Raw genomic sequence first — 16,192 nt, forward strand, 5'->3', positions numbered from 1 at the left:
TGCTAATCTAGATATCTTCCGACTCAGCAGCCGCCTTGCGTTCCGTGTACCGCGGCCGAATGTCGGCTTGAACCGTAAGCCCGCCCTTACCTATCAAGGCAGCCATGGCCTCCGCGACAGCCCTCGTCACCCGCCTCGAAAACCGCGAGCCGGATTTTCGCGTCCAGCCTCACAACATCGAGGCCGAGCAGGCGCTGCTGGGCGCGATCCTGGTCAACAACGACGCCTTCTATCGCGTCTCCGACTTCCTGCTGCCGGACCATTTCTTCGAGCCGATCCACCAGCGCGTCTTCGAGCTGGTGGCGAGCCTGATTCGGGCCGGCAAGATCGCGACCCCGATCACGCTCAAGACCTTCGTCAACGACCTCGACCTCGGCGAGATCACGCCGAGCCAGTATCTCGCCCGCCTCGCTGCCGAAGCGACGACCGTCATCAATGCCGGCGACTACGGCCGCACGATCTACGATCTGGCCGTGCGCCGGCAGCTCATCGGCGTCGGCGAGGACCTCGTCAACGTCGCCTATGACGCGCCGGTCGAGATGCCGCCGCGTGAGCAGATCGAGGAAGCCGAGCGCAAGCTCTACGAATTGGCGGAAAAGGGCCGCTACGAAGGCGGCTTCCAGAAATTCGACGGCGCGCTTCGCCTCGCCATCGATATGGCGGCGAGCGCCTATCAGCGCGCCGGCGGCCTCTCCGGCATCTCCACCGGCCTGCGCGACGTCGACCAGCGCATGGGCGGCCTGCAGCGCTCCGACCTGCTCGTGCTCGCCGGCCGCCCCGCCATGGGCAAGACCTCGCTCGCCACCAACATCGCCTTCAACATCGCCAAGGCCTGGCGCGGCGAGCGGCAGGAAGACGGCACGATCAAGAGCGTCGACGGCGGCATCGTCGGCTTCTTCTCGCTCGAAATGTCGGCGGATCAGCTCGCGACGCGTATCGTCGCCGAGCAATCCAGCATCTCGTCCTACAAGATCAGGCAAGGCCGCATCACCGAGGGCGATTTCGCCCGGCTCACCGACGTCGCCGCGCAGATCGAGAAGCTGCCGCTCTATATCGACCAGACCGGCGGCATTTCGATCGCACAGCTGATGGCGCGCGCCCGGCGGCTCAAGCGCCAGAAGGGGCTCGACGTCCTCTTTATCGACTATCTCCAGCTCCTTTCCGGCTCGGCCAAGAGCGGGCAGAACCGCGTGCAGGAGCTGACCGAGATCACCACCAGCCTGAAGGCGCTGGCAAAGGAACTGAACGTCCCGATCATCGCGCTTTCCCAGCTCTCACGTCAGGTCGAGAGCCGCGACGACAAGCGCCCGCAGCTCTCGGACCTTCGCGAATCCGGCTCGATCGAGCAGGACGCCGACGTGGTGATGTTCGTCTACCGCGAGGAATACTACCTCAAGGGCAAGGAGCCGCGCCCCGGCACCGAAGAACACAACAAGTGGCAGATCGAGATGGAGGCCATGCACGGCGTCGCCGAGCTGATCATCGGCAAGCAGCGCCATGGCCCGACCGGCGCCGTGGCTTTGCAGTTCGACGCCGATGTGACGCGCTTCTCCGACCGCGCCGACGATCTGCGCCTTCCGGACCGCGAATGATGACAGTCGATTCCCATGATTCCGGCGCCTATGGCGCAACGCTGACGATCGATCTCGACGCGCTGGTCTCGAACTGGCGTCTTCTCGGCGAGCGCGCCCGCACCGAGGCTGGCGCCGTCGTCAAGGCAGACGCCTATGGCCTCGGCATCGAGCCGGTCGTGACCGCGCTGGCGAAGGCCAGCTGCAACAGTTTCTTCGTCGCGCATCTCTCCGAGGGCATTCGTGCCCGCAAGGTTGCGCCCGAGGCGGCGATCTATGTGCTGAACGGACTGCTGCCCGGAACCTGCGGCGCCTATGCCGAGCATGCGCTCTCGCCCGTCCTCGGCTCGCATGAGGAACTGCTGGAATGGGCCTCGTTCCGACAGACCGGCGCCAGGACACGCCCCGCTGCGCTGCATGTCGACACCGCGATGAACCGGCTCGGGCTCTGGCCCGGCGAAGGGCTCAATCTCGCCCGCGAGAAATCCGGCGTGATCGCAGCGGCAGATATCGGTCTGGTGATGAGTCATTTCGCTTCGTCGGAGGACAAGACCGATCCGGCCAATGCCCGCCAGATCGCGGCCTTCGCGGAGATCGCGGCCGCGCTCCCCGATGTTCCGGCCTCGCTCAAGAACTCCTCGGGTCACTTCCTCGAAGACTGCCCGTCCTATCAGCTGACCCGGCCGGGCTATGCGCTCTATGGCGGCAACCCGACGCCCGGAAAGCCGAACCCGATGCGGCCCGTCATCGGGCTGGAAGCGCGGATCATCCAGATCCGCGAGGTCGAGGGCGGCACGCAGGTCGGCTATAACGGCCGCTGGACCGCCAAGGGCAAGCGCAAACTTGCAACGATCAACCTCGGCTATGCCGACGGCTATCCCCGCAACGGCAGCTGGACCGACGCCACGACCGGCGGCTCGGCGCTGCTGGATGGCGTCCTCTGCCCCTTCGTCGGCACGGTCTCGATGGACCTGATCATCATCGACGTCAGCGAGGCTCCGGCAGGCGCGGCCCAGCGCGGGGCGAGCGTGACGCTGATCGGCGGCCCGCTCGACCTCGAAGCCGTAGGCGCCGGCGCCAAGACGATCGGCTACGAGGTCCTGACCAGCCTCGGCCGGCGCTACGAGCGCCGCTATGTGGGGCTTTGACCGTGAGTCACGCCGTCATTCTCGGGCGAAGCGCAGCGCAGACCCGAGAATCGCATGACGCGAAGGCAGCAGCGCCGTCTTCGGAAGGAGATGCTCGGGTCAAGCCCGAGCATGACGCGGCTGCAATGACATTCGCGCCTTGCCAACCGCGGCTCCCCGGCTGATGGCCAAGCGCGGTCCGACCTACCATTGCCAAGCCTGTGGCGCGGTCTATCACCGCTGGCAGGGCAAATGCGACGCCTGCGGGACATGGTCCTCGCTGGTCGAAGATGTGCAGGTTGCACCCGTCCCGGGCGGCGGAAGGCCGTCCTCGAACGGGCGGGCGCGCGGCCGTGTCTTCGCGCTGGAGACGCTGAAGGGCGAGACGCAGGATGCCCCGCGCATCATCTCCGGTATCGGCGAACTCGACCGCGTCACCGGCGGCGGCTTCGTGCCGGGCTCGGTGCTGCTGATTGGCGGCGATCCCGGCATCGGCAAGTCGACCCTGCTGATGCAGGCCTGCGCCGCGCTCGCCAATTCCGGCAGGCGCGTCGTCTATGTCTCGGGCGAGGAATCGACCGGCCAGGTCCGGTTGCGCGCCGAGCGCATGGGGCTGGCGGAGGCGCCGGTCGAGCTCGCGGCCGAGACCAATGTCGAGGACATCGTCGCGACGCTCGGCCAGGGCCAGCGCCCTGCCCTCGTGGTGATCGACTCGATCCAGACCATGTGGTCGGGCGAGGTCGAGAGCGCGCCGGGCACGGTGACGCAGGTGCGCGGCTCGGCGCAGGCGCTGATCCGCTATGCCAAAACCAGCGGCGTCTGCCTGATTCTCGTCGGCCACGTCACCAAGGACGGCCAGATCGCCGGCCCACGCGTGGTCGAACACATGGTCGATGCCGTGCTCTCCTTCGAGGGCGAAGGCGCCCATGCTTTCCGCGTTCTGCGCGGCCAGAAGAACCGCTTCGGTCCGACCGACGAGATCGGCGTCTTCGAGATGACCGGCAAGGGACTGTCGGAGGTCACCAATCCCTCGGCGCTTTTCCTCTCCGGACGCGACCAGCCGGCGCCGGGTGCGGCGGTCTTCGCCGGCATCGAAGGAACGCGGCCGGTCCTGGTCGAGATCCAGGCGCTGGTCGCGCCGACGGCGCTCGGCACGCCGCGGCGCGCCGTGGTCGGCTGGGAGAACAGCCGTCTCGCCATGGTGCTGGCCGTGCTCGAAACGCATGGCGGCCTGCGGCTCGGGCAGCACGACGTCTACCTCAACGTCGCCGGCGGCCTGCGCGTCAACGAGCCGGCGGCCGATGTCGCGGTCGCCGCGGCGCTGGTGTCATCGCTCAGCGGCGCGACCCTGCCGCCTCACGGAGTTTATTTCGGCGAGATCGCACTCTCGGGCGCGATTCGGCCGGTTTCGGTCACGCCGGCCCGCCTGCGAGAGGCCGCCAAACTCGGCTTCGAGGCCGCGCTGATGCCTGCCGGTGGAGCTGATCACGGCGATGGCGGCGGGCTCAATCTGCGCCGTTTCGGCCATGTCACGGAACTCGTTGCCGATATTGCCGCGCGCGCACCTCGCAGAGATGTGAAATGACTTCCCCGAAAGGGTGACGCAGACGGCGGGAACGCGTATAGCAAAGCCGAAACGGTCACTCTATTTGCGGCCGGCCGGCACCAGACCACAGCAAAGCGGCCCTCCCATGCCTGTAACCATTCTCGATCTCGTCGTCATCGGCGTGGTTCTGATCTCGGCTTTGCTCGCTGCCGTCCGCGGCTTTACGCGCGAAGTGCTTGCGATCGCCTCCTGGATCGCCGCCGCAGCGGTCGCCTGGGTGTTCCACCCGCAGCTCCTGCCCTTCGTGAAGCAATACATCCCGGCAAGCTCGGCGCAGGACACCATCGCCCTCGTCGCCTCGATCGCCGCGCTGTTCCTCGCCACGCTGATCGTCGTCTCGATCGTGACGGCCAAGATTTCCGACTTCGTGCTCGACTCGCGCATCGGCGCGCTCGACCGCACGCTCGGCTTCGTCTTCGGCGCCGCGCGCGGCCTGCTGCTGGCGGTGATCGGCTATCTCTTCTTCACCGGGCTGGTCGGCAACGAGAAGATGCCGACCTGGGCCAAGGACGCCAAGGCCAAGCCTGTGCTGGAGGAGACCGGGCGCTCGCTGCTCGCGATGCTGCCGCAGGATGTGAATGCCGATTTCATCAAGAATCTGCTGAAAAAGCAGAAGCCGGAGGAAACCACCGAGGCCCCGGCGGAGGAACCGCGTAGCCCGGCGGCGCCGGCACCGGTTGCACCCGCCCCAACCCGTCCCTAATTGACGCGTAGAGTCACCGTCCCCACGCGTGGAGCTCGCCATGATCTCGCAGACCGAGACTGAGACCGCCTTCGACCCCAATGCCGACCGGCTGCGGGAGGAATGCGGCGTCTTCGGCATTTTCGGCCACTCCGACGCGGCGGCGCTGACCGCGCTCGGCCTGCACGCGCTCCAGCATCGCGGCCAGGAGGCGGCGGGCATCGTCTCCTTCGACGGCAACCGCTTCCATTCCGAGCGCCGCCTCGGTCTCGTCGGCGACGCCTTCTCGGAAGCGAGCGTCATCGACAAGCTCAAGGGCAAGCAGGCCATCGGCCACGTCCGCTATTCGACGACGGGCGAGACCATTCTGCGCAACGTCCAGCCGCTCTTCTCCGAGCTGCATGGCGGCGGTTTCGCCGTGGCGCATAACGGCAACCTCACCAACGGCCTGACACTGCGGCGCAATCTAGTCCGCGACGGCGCGATCTATCAGTCGACCTCCGACACCGAGGTCCTCCTCCATCTCGTCGCCCGCAGCCGCAAGCAGCAATTCGTCGACCGCTTCATCGAGGCGATCCGCCAGATCGAGGGCGCCTATGCCTTCGTCGGCATCACCAACAAGAAGCTGATCGGCGCACGCGATCCGCTCGGCATCCGCCCGCTCGTGCTGGGCGAGCTCGACGGCTGCCCGATCCTGACCTCGGAGACCTGCGCGCTCGACATCATCGGCGCCAAGTTCATCCGCGAGGTCGAGAACGGCGAGGTCGTGATCATCTCCGAGAGCGGTATCGAGAGCCACAAGCCCTTCCCGCCGGTGCCCGAGCGGCCCTGCATTTTCGAGTACATCTACTTCGCCCGCCCCGATTCCATCGTGAAGGGCCGCAGCATCTATGAGCGCCGCAAGGCAATGGGCGCGGTGCTGGCGCAGGAATCGCCAGCCGATGCCGATGTCATCGTGCCCGTGCCGGATTCCGGCGTGCCGGCAGCGCTCGGCTATTCGCAGGCGAGCGGCATCCCCTTCGAGCTCGGCATCATCCGCAACCACTATGTCGGCCGCACCTTCATCGAGCCGACGCAGAAAGTCCGCGAACTCGGCGTCAAGCTGAAGCACTCGGCCAACCGCTCGGTCGTCGAGGGCAAGCGCGTCGTGCTGGTCGACGATTCGATCGTGCGCGGCACGACCTCCTTCAAGATCGTGAAGATGATGCGGGAGGCCGGTGCCCGCGAGGTGCATTTCCGCATCTCCTCGCCGCCGATCACCCATCCCGACTACTACGGCATCGACACGCCCGACCGCGAGAAGCTGCTCGCCGCCACGCATTCGCTGGAGGAAATGCGGCAGTTCGTCGGCGCGGATTCGCTGGCCTTCATCTCGGTGAACGGGCTCTACCGCGCCATGGGCCATGAAGGGCGCGACCCCGCGCGGCCGCAATTCACCGACCACTGCTTCACCGGCGACTACCCGACCTCACTGACCGACGTGATCGGCGAGAGCGCCAAGCAGCAGATCTCCCTGCTGGCCGAAGCCGGCTGAGCCACCGGAAGCCGATATGACCAAGCCTCTCGAGGGGCGCCTCGCGCTCGTCACCGGCGCCTCGCGCGGCATCGGCCGCGCCGCCGCGCTCGCCTTCGCGCGGGCCGGCGCCCATGTCGTCGCGCTCTCCCGTACGGCCGGCGCCCTGGAGGAGCTCGACGACGAGATTCGCGAGATCGGCGGAACCGCCACGCTCGTACCGCTCGACCTCAGCGACGCCACGGGGCTGGAAAAGCTCGGCCCAGCCCTGCTGGAGCGTTGGGGCAAGCTCGACATCCTGCTGGCGAACGCCGGCATCCTCGGCCCTCTCACCCCGCTCGGCCACGCGACCGAGAAGGACTGGGCCAAGGTGCTCGACACCAACGTCACCGCCAACTGGCGGCTGATCAAGTCGCTCGATCCGGCGCTCCGCGCCTCGGATGCAGGCCGTGTCCTGCTGATGTCGTCCGGCGCTGCGCATAAGTGCACGGCCTATTGGGGGCCGTACTCGATTTCCAAGGCCGCGGTGGAAGCGCTGGGGCGCACCTACGCTGCCGAGACGGCAACGACGCCGGTCAAGGTCATGCTGGTCAATCCGGGGCCGCTGCGCACCCGCATGCGCGCCGAGGCGATGCCGGGCGAGGACCCGATGACGCTGAAGACGCCGGAGGATCTGGCGCCGCATCTGGTCAGGCTCGCCTCGCCGGACTGGACCGAGAGCGGCAAGATCTTCGACTTCCCGCAGGGCAAGGTGCTGAGCCCGCAGCTGCCGGCCTGAGCCGGCTGCGTCAGCCCTGCGAGGCCCGCGCGAGTGTGATCAGGTCGGGAATGGTCAGGTTCGGGAGAGCCGCCATTTCCTCCTGGCTGAACCAGCGGATCTCGTCATGCTCGTCGACGAGATTGGCAGCCTCGCCGCCTTCCCAGGCGCGGACCACGTAGATGTGGTGCAGCGCCGCGCCATTGCGCTCGGGAAAGCGCTCGGCTTCCGACAGCACGAGTTCATAGCGGGTCGGCGTCAGCCCGACCTCCTCGCGACACTCGCGGATCAGAGCGCGCTCCAGCGCCTCTCCGGGCTCCACGCGCCCACCGATCGCGTCCCAATGGCCGGGCCAGGCCTGCTTCCAGACGGCGCGCAGCCCGAGCAGCACCTTCCGGTCCCGGTCGACGAAAAGCGCGCTCACGGTTTCGAGCATGCGCGCCCCGCCGTGCTCACTCGGCCCTGAGCCAGCGCAGCAGCCCGGCCTGATCGCCGCTCTCGACCGCCGCCGCGACACGCCGGCCGACCGAGGCTCCGAACTTGTAGCCATGGCCGGAGCAGGCCGAGACAGCCGTCACCCGGCCGATCTGCCGTGAGAGGAACTTGCGGTCCGCGGTGAAGGTGTAGGCGCAGGTCACGACGCGATCGACCCGGTACTCGGCGATGCGTGCGAAGGGCGGCGAGAAATAGTCGCGCAGCATCTCGCCCTCGCCTAGGCGCGGCTCACGCTCCTCGGCCGGCTGGCGCGGGCGCTTGTGGATGCCGGCGCCGAACTTGAGCCCGGTTCCGTCGACCGGCGGCAGGACGTAACCGTCGATCGTGCCGCCGACATCGACGATGACCGGCGCCGCCTGCCAGGCTGCCTTCAGATCCTCCGGCGGGTCGAGATAGACCACCGCGGTGCGATAGGTGGTCAGGGTCTCGGCCAGATCGGGCAGCAGCTTCAGCACCCAGGCCCCGGCCGACACCACGACGCGGTCGAAGCTCGCCTGCTCGCCATCGGCCAGGGTCAGCTTGCCGGCCTCCGGATCGATGGCCGCAACCTCCACGCCCTCGCGAATCATGGCTCCGCGCTCGCGCAGCAGGCGCACCAGCCCGGCCGCGATGCGGGCCGGAAACAGCGCACCGCCCTCCCGGTTGAGGTAGGCGTAGCGGATCGTTGCCGCGTCGAGGAAGGGGTAGCGCCGGGATGCTTCCGCCGGCTCGTAGAGCTCATAGGGCGAGCCGACTCGGTCGAACCCCTGCAGATAGGCGTCGCCTTCGTCATCCGGTGTCTGCGAGACGCCAAGCGTGCCGCAGGGTGCGTAATGGCGCGTGCCGAGATCGGCCCAGAGCTCCTCCCAGGCCTCGAACGCCTCGCTGATGGTGCGGGCATAGCCGTCTGCGCCGGCATAGGCACGGCGGATGATGCGGTGCTGGTCGCCGGAGGCAGCGTAGGGGTTGGGGATCTGCGGCGCCTGCTCGAAGAGCGTGACGTCATGCCCGCGCTTGTTCAGCGACCAGGCGGTGGAAAGCCCGGCGATTCCGGCGCCGACGACCGCGATCCGCATCAGCCCTTGCGCTCCTTGTCGTAGGGATTCTGGCCACCGCGCCGGTGCAGCCGGATCGGCGTGCCCGGCAGGTCGAAGCCTTCCCGCAGGTTGTTCACGAGATAGCGGACATAGGAGATCGGCAGATGCTCGAGCTGGTTGCCGAACAGCGCGAAGGTCGGCGGGCGCGCCTTGGCCTGCGTCATGTAACGAATCTTGATGCGCCGCCCGGCCACGGCCGGCGGCGGATGCGCCGAGAGCACGCCTTCCAGCCAGCGGTTGATGCGCGCGGTCGAGACGCGGCGGTTCCAGACCTCGTAGGCCGAGAACACCGCCTGCATCAGCCGGTCGATGCCCTCACCGGCGAGGCCGGAAAGCGGCACGATCGGCACGCCACGCACCTGCGCGAGCAGATGATTGGCCTTCTCCTTGAGCTCGGCGAGCAGGCCCTGCTTGTCGGCGACGAGGTCCCATTTGTTGAGGCCGATGACGACGGCCCGGCCCTCGCGCTCCGTCAGGTCGACCAGCGTCAGGTCCTGCTTCTCGAAGGGGATGGTGGCGTCGAGCAGCACGACCACGACTTCGGCGAAGCGGATGGCGCGCAGCGAATCCGCAACGGAGAGCTTCTCAAGCTTCTCCTCGATGCGCGCGCGCTTGCGCATGCCGGCAGTATCGAAGAGCTTGACCTTGCGGCCGCGCCATTCCCAGTCGACCGAGATGGTGTCGCGGGTAATGCCGGCCTCGGGGCCGGTCAGCAGACGCTCCTCGCCGATGATGCGGTTGACCAGAGTCGACTTGCCTGCATTGGGGCGGCCGATGATGGTGACGCGTAGCGGCCGGTCGGGATTGTCGTCCTCGTCGGCAACCTCCGCCGGAACGTCCGCCCAGGGGTCTTCCTCTTCTTCCTCGGGCTCGTCCGGGATGAAGGGTACCAGAGCTTCGAGCAGATCGGCCGTGCCCTCGCCATGCTCGGCCGAGAACGGCACGGGGTCGCCGAGGCCGAGCGAATAGGAGTCGATGATGCCGTCAGCGCCCTTCTTTCCCTCCGCCTTGTTGGCGAGCAGGATCACGGGCTTGCCGGAGCGACGCACCAGATCGGCAAAGGGCTGATCCATCGGCGTCAGGCCGAGGCGTGCATCGATCATGAACACCACGACATCGGCCTGGGCGATCGCGGTCTCGGTCTGGGCGCGCATGCGGCCGGCGAGCGAATCCTTGTCCGCCTCCTCGAGGCCGGCCGTATCGATGACCTTGAAGCGCAGATGGCCGAGCGTGGCATCGCCCTCGCGGCGATCGCGCGTGACGCCCGGCCGGTCGTCGACCAGCGCGAGCTTCTTGCCGACGAGCCGGTTGAACAGCGTCGACTTGCCGACATTGGGCCGGCCGATGAGGGCGACGATGGCTGTCATCAGACTTCACATTCCATCGTCACTCCGGCGCGGCCGCAAGACCGGAACGGAGTGACGGAAGCGTTGGGAGCCAGGCTCCGGTTCAGTTCTTCACCGTGACGGGCCCGCCGCGGACGAGAGCGAGATACAGTTCCACGCGCTGGCGCAGCGCCTGCGGAGCCTGAGGATCGGTGATCGCGGCATCGAACCAGCGGCCGGCTTCGTCGAATTGATTGGCCTTGAGCGCGGAGATGCCGAGGAATTCGCGGGCCGAATGGCGCCAGGCCCCCTGCGGGCTCGCCAGCGGCTCCAGTGTCGTCTTGACCTCCGCATAGGGCGAGAGATCGACGCGCAGGATGCCGGCACGCAGCTTGGCGAGGTCGCGATAGGTCGCGTCCAGCGTGGCGTCGTTGGCGAGCGCATCGAAGGCGGCAATGCCGGCAGCCGCATCGCCCTTGGCGGTTTCGGCGGCAAGGCGGAAGCGCGCGATCAGGCGATAGCCGGCGGGCGCGCTGCTGGCGAGTTCCTTCAGGATCGTCTCGGCCTGCGTGCTGTCACCGTCTCGGGAGGATTTCAGGGCCGCTTCGAGGCGCGCGCCCACGGCCTGCGAGGCCTGGTTCTCGCGGTGCAGCCAGAATTGCCAGCCTGCTACCGCGACTACGGCCAGCACTGCGAGGCCGGTGATGAGCCAGCCATATTTCTTCCAAAGCTCCGCCGCCTTGTCGCGCCGGACTTCCTCATCGATCTCGCGAAAAATATCGGCCATTTGACTGTCAAAATCCCTGTTGGGAGCCCGGTAGCATTTTCGAGCGGCGAAGGCGAGCCGGTTCAGCGAACGGATCGTCACGCCTATGACAAAGCCGCGATGGACGCCCCTGCCCGCGCCATGGCAGAAGCGGCGCAGCGCTTGCTGCGCCCGACCCGGACGGCCCTTTCAGTTTTGGCCGTGGAGAGACCCATGAATCAGATCACCGCCAGACGGAGCGGCCTCGCCGCCATGACCCTTGCCGCCTTTGCATTCGGCTCGCTCGCGCTTCCCGCCGCGGCGCAAACCCAGCCGATCAAGGTCAAGGTCTTCGTCGGCGCCATGTTCGAGATCGGTGAGAACACGGGCGACCGGGCGGGCGAATTCCAGCACTGGTACGAGCGTTACTGGAAGGCGAGCCAGCCGCACACGGTCAAAGGCGCGCTGAAGCCGATTTACTGCAACGACGACGGCGTCTGCGGCGCGGTGCTCGGCATGGGCAAGGTCAATTCCTCGTCCTCGATGCAGGCGATTCTGCTCGATCCGGCCTATGACTTCTCCCAGACCTATTTCGTACTCAGCGGCGTTGCCGGCACGCCGCCTTCGCGCGGCACGATCGGCGACGTCTCCTGGGGCAGCTGGCTGGTCGACTACGACCTCGGCCATCGCTGGGCGCCGGAGGAAGGCAAGCCGGGCGAGCCCGTCTTCATGCCGCGCAAGGGCTATGAGAGCTACCGCGTCTTCCAGCTCAACCCGGCGCTCGTCAACTGGGCGGTGAAGCTCAGCTCGGGCGTCAACCTGCAGGATTCCGACTCGGCCAAGCAGTATCGCATGCGCTACCCCGACAAGCGGGCGCAGGCTGCTCCGTCCGTGACGGTTGGCACGCATATGACCGGAGACACCTTCTTCCACGGGCCGGGCCTGTCGAAGGAAGCGCAGTACATGGCCAAGCTCTACGGCGCCGACGACTATGTCATCACCGAGATGGAAGCCGCCGCGATCACGCTGGTGATCAAGCGCCAATTCGGCACCGACCGGATCCTGAGCCTGCGCGGTGCGGTCAATTTCGACCAGGGCAACCCCGACGAGACGACGCTGCAGCATCTCGACCCGGCACCGGGCCAGACCGCCGGCGGCTTTGCCGAGACCGTCGCCAATATCGAAGCTGTCGGCTCGCGGGTGGTCGATCACATCACTGCCAACTGGGCGGAATGGCAGAACGGAGTGCCGGCGAAATAAGGCCCGCCAAAGGGCCCGGGACGCTCAGCCTGCCCGGAAGAGCAGGCTGCCGTCCCCGTAGGAATAGAAGCGATAATTCGCAGCGATCGCATGGGCATAGGCCCGCTTCATCATGTCGAGCCCGCAGAAGGCGGAGACGAGCATGAACAGCGTCGAGCGCGGCAGATGGAAGTTCGTCATCAGCAGGTCGACCGCCCGGAAGCGATAGCCAGGCGTGATGAAGATCGCCGTGTCGCCCGAGAAAGGCCGGATGGTTCCGTCCTCCGCTGCCGCGCTCTCGATCAGGCGCAGCGAGGTGGTGCCGACGCAGACGATCCGCCCGCCCTTCGCCTTGACGGCGTTGAGGGCAGCCGCCGTCTCGGCCGAAACGGTGCCCCATTCGGAATGCATGCGATGCTCGTCGGTATCCTCCGCCTTCACCGGCAGGAAGGTCCCGGCGCCGACATGCAGCGTAACGAAATGGCGTGAGACGCCGCGCGCCTCCAATTCAGCCAGAAGCTTCGGCGTGAAATGCAGCCCGGCGGTCGGCGCTGCCACGGCGCCGTCGTTGCGGGCGAAATTCGTCTGGTAGTCTGTGGCATCGGCGCTGTCCGTCGGGCGCTTGCCGGCGATATAGGGCGGCAACGGCAATTCGCCGAGCCGCGCGATCGCTTCGTCGAGATAGGCGCTGGTCAGGCTGAACCGCAGCTCGATCTCGCCCCCCTCGCTTTTGCCGATCACCTCGGCCTGCAGGCGGCCGAGCTCGCACGCATTGCTCGCCCCGTCCGCATCGAAGACCACGGTCTCGCCGAGCGCCAGCTTCTTGGCCGGCCGGGCGAAGGCGAGCCAGCGATCATCGCTCTCGCGCTTGTGCAGCATGATCTCGATGCGGGCCGAATCGGCGCCGCGATAGCGCCGGCCGCGCAGGCGGGAGGGAATGACGCGCGTGTCGTTGAGGACGAGCGCGTCCCCGGGCTGGAGCAGCGAGACGAGATCGCGAATGCCGCGATCCTCCAGCGGCTCGGGCGCATCCGGGCGCACCACGAGCAGCCGCGCCGCATCGCGCGGGCTAACGGGCCTCAGCGCGATCCGATCTTCCGGCAGGTCGAAGTCGAAGAGACCGACATCCATCGTCAGCAAGACTCTTTCAAAAGCAGCGAGCCCTCATCCTGAGGAACGAGCGGAGCTCGTGTCTCGAAGGATGTGCCAGTGTGTACTGGAACCGCCCTTCGAGACGCCGCGCAAGCGCGGCTCCTCGGGACGAGGGCTCGCCTTGAGCGAAGTCCTCAGGCCGCGTCGGCCATCACCTTCATCGAGACGATGGAATCGGGATCGCGCACCGGCTCGCCGCGCTTGATCTTGTCGACATTGTCCATGCCTTCCACGACCTCGCCCCAGACCGTGTACTGCTTGTCCAGGAAGCGCGCGTCGTCGAACACGATGAAGAACTGGCTGTTGGCCGAGTTCGGATTCTGCGCGCGAGCCATCGAGCAGATGCCGCGGACATGCGGCTCGGCGTTGAACTCCTGCTTCAGGTCCGGATAGCTCGAGCCGCCGGTGCCGGTGCCATGCGGGCAGCCGACCTGGGCCATGAAGCCGTCGATGACGCGATGGAAGACGATGCCGTCATAAAAGCCCTCGCGGGCAAGCAGCTTGATGCGCTCGACATGGCCGGGAGCGAGGTCGGGGCGCAGCTTGATGACCACCTTGCCCTTGGTGGTTTCCATCACGAGGGTGTTTTCGGGATCGAGCGACATTAGCTCTGCCTTTCGTTAGGCGGCACACGGCCGTGGAAACGGATGATGAAGGGTCGCCCCGCGATACTCGCTCCGAGGCCCTTCGACAACCTCATCGGTGTGCAGGAATGGATGGCGGCAACGGCGGAATCGCTGAAGCGCCTCTGGAACTCGGGATCGCCGCGTCGCGTCTCCCAGGTCACGCGCGGCTGCCCGAAGAGGCTGCCGTCGCGGCGCAGGCTGAAGCGAAGCGAAACCATCGCGCCAGTGAGATCCCCCGGCAAGGGCGGCGGATTCCAGCAGCGCCGCAGGGCCGGCGCGATATCGGCCAGCTTGTCGGCGGTCCCCCCCTCTTCCCGCGGCGTCTCGGGCGATACCGAGCCGATCAGGCCGATTTCGCCGTTGCGGCGCATCGGGCTCTGTGCCCCTATGCGGCGCTGCTCCATGCCCGGAATGTCGTTGTCGCCGCCGAACGGCCCGCCGATGCCTGGGTTGTAGCGCTGGCCGCTCTGGGGCGGCAGGATCGGATTCTGGGAGCCGGAAGGCGGCGGCAGCACGGGATTTTGCGAGCCGGAGGCAGGCGGCAGACCGAGGTCGCGCGTATCCTGCGCGCCCGCGCCGCCGCCGAGGATCAGCAGAGTGAGAATGCCTGAAAGGGCCGTCCGCAGCATGGTTCCAGCCCTCCCCGGTTACATCTCACTTGGCGTCGGTGGCCATCCGCATGCGGACGATCTTGTCGGGGCCGGTCACCTGGCCGCTACCCTGCGCGCCCTTCTTGATCTTGCGCACGGCGTCCATGCCGGAGACGACCTCGCCGAAGAGCGTGTACTGGCCGGTCAGCGGGCCGCAACCCTCATAGCAGATGAAGAACTGGGAATTCGCCGAATCCGGCGACTGCGAGCGCGCCATGCCGACGGAGCCGACCTTGTAGGGGGTCGGGGTGAACTCGGCCGGCAGGTTCGGCAGGTCGGACTTGCCGGTGCCGGTTCCGGTCGGATCGCCGGTCTGGGCCATGAAGCCGTCGATGACCCGGTGGAAGACTATGCCGTCATAGAAGCCGCGCTTCACCAGAGCCTTGATCTGGGCGACATGCTTCGGCGCCAGATCCGGCCGCAGGCGGATCGTCACAGGCCCGTCCTTGGTCTCGAGGATGACGGTGTTCTCCGGATCCGGCTTCGGGCTCTGGGCCTGGGCGAAACCGAGCGAGGCGACGACTGCAAGGGCGGCGAGCGAGCTGCGCAGCATGAATATCTCCATGGCCACCGGCGAGCCCGGCGGATGGCCGTAGGTAGCGATATCCTTTGACCGGAACAAGGCACCCTTCCCTCGCGAGCACGGCCGCGGGCACCGGCGAAAAGAACGTTGTTGCACTGCACAAGTGCAATGGAGATCAAACTTGCAAAAATTTCAGGCTGCATTTGTCTAAACTGATGACAGAGCCGTCACAATCAGCTAGACCATCTCCCGCTGGGAGCGCTTTGCTAGACAGGGCGCTGCGGACCAGGTCTCGGGAGGACAAACGCCCGCCTAGTATCCGAGTCGCACGCAACTAGACGCGCGCCGATGCTGCGGTAAAAAAGACTACCCAAGGCAAGGCATTGGCCTTGCCTTTTTCTTTGCCGGCTCTCCGGCGAGCTGCCGGACGAACCTTCCCAGATCGGCTGCAGGTGGAAACGCCCCGCAACCTAGGGCGCCGCGCTCAGATGTCGTAGGTCACCCAGACATACCAGACACCGGCGAAGATCACCGCGGCGATGACCGAGGTGACCGCGGCCTTCTTGAGCAGCCCCGGCAGGATCGGCGCGCCGGGCTCCGTACCTTCGACGACATCCCCTGTCTCGTGCTGGCTGCGGATGCCGAAAGGCAAAACGGCGAAGAGCGTGATCCACCAGATCACGAAGTAGAGCGCGAGGCCGCCGACGACGTTCATGCGCCCCTCCCGGCCAGAGCGATGCAGGAAAATGCCACCCGGGCCTCGGTCGGCACGCCGAAGCGCGCGGTGTGGCGTGCCGGCAGGCCGTTCGGGAAATGCTTCACATATTCGGCGTTGCAGGCGGCATAGTCGGCGGGATCGGTGATCAGCATCGTCATCTGCACGACGCGGTCGAGCCCGCTGCCGGTCTCCGCAAGAATTTCGGCGATGCGGCCGAGCGCGTTGCGGACTTCGTCCGCCGGCGTATCACCGCGATGAATGCCGCGCGCGGGATCGTGCGGCGCCGAATGGCCGGATACGAAGATCATGCCGCCGGCAACGGTCGCCGCGCTGAAGGGACGTGGCGAGCCCGGCTCGGGCTCCCCGACGAAAGCGATCTCGGACATG

General features: G+C 67.0%; 17 protein-coding genes. 7 read left to right on the forward strand and 10 right to left on the reverse strand.

What is annotated here, in order from left to right:
• The first annotated feature begins 104 nt into the window (after positions 1-104).
• The 6 genes from AB4Z10_RS11810 to AB4Z10_RS11835 all read left to right on the forward strand — a co-directional run bounded on the left by AB4Z10_RS11810 (position 105) and on the right by AB4Z10_RS11835 (position 7,277).
• The gene (locus tag AB4Z10_RS11810; protein WP_441470594.1) at positions 105-1,592 is read left to right on the forward strand and encodes a replicative DNA helicase; all 1,488 of its coding nucleotides are present in this window, start codon (positions 105-107) and stop codon (positions 1,590-1,592) included.
• On the forward strand, positions 1,592-2,719 hold the full coding sequence (gene alr, locus AB4Z10_RS11815) for an alanine racemase (protein ID WP_441470595.1): 1,128 nt from the start codon (positions 1,592-1,594) through the stop codon (positions 2,717-2,719). Before AB4Z10_RS11810 ends, alr begins: the two co-directional genes overlap by 1 nt.
• A 163-nt stretch (positions 2,720-2,882) precedes the next feature.
• Entirely contained in the window at positions 2,883-4,283 is a 1,401-nt protein-coding gene (gene radA / locus AB4Z10_RS11820) for a DNA repair protein RadA (RefSeq protein WP_441470596.1), read from the forward strand.
• 106 nt (positions 4,284-4,389) lie between these two features.
• Positions 4,390-5,007, forward strand: coding sequence for a CvpA family protein (locus AB4Z10_RS11825; RefSeq protein ID WP_441470597.1), 618 nt, complete (start codon positions 4,390-4,392; stop codon positions 5,005-5,007).
• A 40-nt stretch (positions 5,008-5,047) separates the two neighbouring features.
• Positions 5,048-6,520, forward strand: a complete 1,473-nt coding sequence (purF, locus tag AB4Z10_RS11830) for an amidophosphoribosyltransferase (protein ID WP_441470598.1) — start codon at positions 5,048-5,050, stop codon at positions 6,518-6,520.
• A 16-nt stretch (positions 6,521-6,536) separates the two neighbouring features.
• Positions 6,537-7,277, forward strand: a complete 741-nt coding sequence (locus AB4Z10_RS11835) for an SDR family NAD(P)-dependent oxidoreductase (protein WP_441470599.1) — start codon at positions 6,537-6,539, stop codon at positions 7,275-7,277.
• A 10-nt stretch (positions 7,278-7,287) separates the two neighbouring features.
• Here the strand turns inward: AB4Z10_RS11835 and AB4Z10_RS11840 are convergent, their stop codons facing one another.
• From AB4Z10_RS11840 to AB4Z10_RS11855, 4 genes are all read right to left on the reverse strand, one after another.
• Entirely contained in the window at positions 7,288-7,692 is a 405-nt protein-coding gene (locus tag AB4Z10_RS11840) for an NUDIX hydrolase (RefSeq protein WP_441470600.1), read from the reverse strand.
• 16 nt (positions 7,693-7,708) lie between these two features.
• The gene (locus AB4Z10_RS11845) at positions 7,709-8,806 is read right to left on the reverse strand and encodes an NAD(P)/FAD-dependent oxidoreductase (protein WP_441470601.1); all 1,098 of its coding nucleotides are present in this window, start codon (positions 8,804-8,806) and stop codon (positions 7,709-7,711) included.
• A complete protein-coding gene (gene der, locus AB4Z10_RS11850) occupies positions 8,806-10,194 on the reverse strand; it encodes a ribosome biogenesis GTPase Der (RefSeq protein ID WP_441470602.1) in 1,389 nt (462 codons plus the stop codon). Before der ends, AB4Z10_RS11845 begins: the two co-directional genes overlap by 1 nt.
• Before the next feature lie 82 nt (positions 10,195-10,276).
• Complete coding sequence (locus AB4Z10_RS11855) at positions 10,277-10,939, reverse strand: tetratricopeptide repeat protein (protein ID WP_441470603.1); 663 nt, start codon at positions 10,937-10,939, stop codon at positions 10,277-10,279.
• A gap of 192 nt (positions 10,940-11,131) precedes the next feature.
• Between AB4Z10_RS11855 and AB4Z10_RS11860 the strand changes: the two genes are divergently transcribed.
• Positions 11,132-12,157, forward strand: coding sequence for a purine-nucleoside phosphorylase (locus AB4Z10_RS11860; RefSeq protein WP_441470604.1), 1,026 nt, complete (start codon positions 11,132-11,134; stop codon positions 12,155-12,157).
• 24 nt (positions 12,158-12,181) lie between these two features.
• On the opposite strand, the gene queA is transcribed toward AB4Z10_RS11860, so the two are convergent.
• The 6 genes from queA to AB4Z10_RS11890 form a co-directional block, all read right to left on the reverse strand.
• The gene (gene queA, locus AB4Z10_RS11865) at positions 12,182-13,267 is read right to left on the reverse strand and encodes a tRNA preQ1(34) S-adenosylmethionine ribosyltransferase-isomerase QueA (RefSeq protein ID WP_441470605.1); all 1,086 of its coding nucleotides are present in this window, start codon (positions 13,265-13,267) and stop codon (positions 12,182-12,184) included.
• A 155-nt stretch (positions 13,268-13,422) separates the two neighbouring features.
• Positions 13,423-13,893 (reverse strand): peptidylprolyl isomerase, encoded by a 471-nt coding sequence (locus AB4Z10_RS11870; protein ID WP_291658294.1) that lies wholly within the window; start codon positions 13,891-13,893, stop codon positions 13,423-13,425.
• The gene (locus tag AB4Z10_RS11875) at positions 13,893-14,543 is read right to left on the reverse strand and encodes a hypothetical protein (RefSeq protein ID WP_441470606.1); all 651 of its coding nucleotides are present in this window, start codon (positions 14,541-14,543) and stop codon (positions 13,893-13,895) included. Before AB4Z10_RS11875 ends, AB4Z10_RS11870 begins: the two co-directional genes overlap by 1 nt.
• A 25-nt stretch (positions 14,544-14,568) precedes the next feature.
• On the reverse strand, positions 14,569-15,117 hold the full coding sequence (locus tag AB4Z10_RS11880) for a peptidylprolyl isomerase (RefSeq protein ID WP_441470607.1): 549 nt from the start codon (positions 15,115-15,117) through the stop codon (positions 14,569-14,571).
• A 454-nt stretch (positions 15,118-15,571) separates the two neighbouring features.
• Positions 15,572-15,802 carry a DUF1467 family protein gene (locus AB4Z10_RS11885; RefSeq protein ID WP_441470608.1) on the reverse strand — a complete coding sequence of 77 codons (231 nt, stop codon included), beginning with the start codon at positions 15,800-15,802 and terminating at the stop codon, positions 15,572-15,574.
• A complete protein-coding gene (locus AB4Z10_RS11890; RefSeq protein ID WP_441470609.1) occupies positions 15,799-16,191 on the reverse strand; it encodes a RidA family protein in 393 nt (130 codons plus the stop codon). The genes AB4Z10_RS11885 and AB4Z10_RS11890 overlap by 4 nt, the downstream gene beginning before the upstream one ends.
• Position 16,192: the final 1 nt, after the last annotated feature.

The sequence above is a fragment of the Allobosea sp. RAF48 genome (assembly GCF_052114025.1).
In the GTDB taxonomy this organism is placed as follows: Bacteria; Pseudomonadota; Alphaproteobacteria; order Rhizobiales; family Beijerinckiaceae; genus Allobosea.

Excerpts from the sequence above, each read along its gene's own strand:
- AB4Z10_RS11810 (WP_441470594.1), top strand. The coding sequence starts at position 105 with ATGGCCTCCGCGACAGCCCTCGTCACCCGCCTCGAAAACCGCGAGCCG.
- alr (WP_441470595.1), top strand. The coding sequence starts at position 1,592 with ATGACAGTCGATTCCCATGATTCCGGCGCCTATGGCGCAACGCTGACG.
- radA (WP_441470596.1), top strand. The coding sequence starts at position 2,883 with ATGGCCAAGCGCGGTCCGACCTACCATTGCCAAGCCTGTGGCGCGGTC.
- AB4Z10_RS11825 (WP_441470597.1), top strand. The coding sequence starts at position 4,390 with ATGCCTGTAACCATTCTCGATCTCGTCGTCATCGGCGTGGTTCTGATC.
- purF (WP_441470598.1), top strand. The coding sequence starts at position 5,048 with ATGATCTCGCAGACCGAGACTGAGACCGCCTTCGACCCCAATGCCGAC.
- AB4Z10_RS11835 (WP_441470599.1), top strand. The coding sequence starts at position 6,537 with ATGACCAAGCCTCTCGAGGGGCGCCTCGCGCTCGTCACCGGCGCCTCG.
- AB4Z10_RS11840 (WP_441470600.1), bottom strand. The coding sequence starts at position 7,692 with ATGCTCGAAACCGTGAGCGCGCTTTTCGTCGACCGGGACCGGAAGGTG.
- AB4Z10_RS11845 (WP_441470601.1), bottom strand. The coding sequence starts at position 8,806 with ATGCGGATCGCGGTCGTCGGCGCCGGAATCGCCGGGCTTTCCACCGCC.
- der (WP_441470602.1), bottom strand. The coding sequence starts at position 10,194 with ATGACAGCCATCGTCGCCCTCATCGGCCGGCCCAATGTCGGCAAGTCG.
- AB4Z10_RS11855 (WP_441470603.1), bottom strand. The coding sequence starts at position 10,939 with ATGGCCGATATTTTTCGCGAGATCGATGAGGAAGTCCGGCGCGACAAG.
- AB4Z10_RS11860 (WP_441470604.1), top strand. The coding sequence starts at position 11,132 with ATGAATCAGATCACCGCCAGACGGAGCGGCCTCGCCGCCATGACCCTT.
- queA (WP_441470605.1), bottom strand. The coding sequence starts at position 13,267 with ATGGATGTCGGTCTCTTCGACTTCGACCTGCCGGAAGATCGGATCGCG.
- AB4Z10_RS11870 (WP_291658294.1), bottom strand. The coding sequence starts at position 13,893 with ATGTCGCTCGATCCCGAAAACACCCTCGTGATGGAAACCACCAAGGGC.
- AB4Z10_RS11875 (WP_441470606.1), bottom strand. The coding sequence starts at position 14,543 with ATGCTGCGGACGGCCCTTTCAGGCATTCTCACTCTGCTGATCCTCGGC.
- AB4Z10_RS11880 (WP_441470607.1), bottom strand. The coding sequence starts at position 15,117 with ATGCTGCGCAGCTCGCTCGCCGCCCTTGCAGTCGTCGCCTCGCTCGGT.
- AB4Z10_RS11885 (WP_441470608.1), bottom strand. The coding sequence starts at position 15,802 with ATGAACGTCGTCGGCGGCCTCGCGCTCTACTTCGTGATCTGGTGGATC.
- AB4Z10_RS11890 (WP_441470609.1), bottom strand. The coding sequence starts at position 16,191 with ATGTCCGAGATCGCTTTCGTCGGGGAGCCCGAGCCGGGCTCGCCACGT.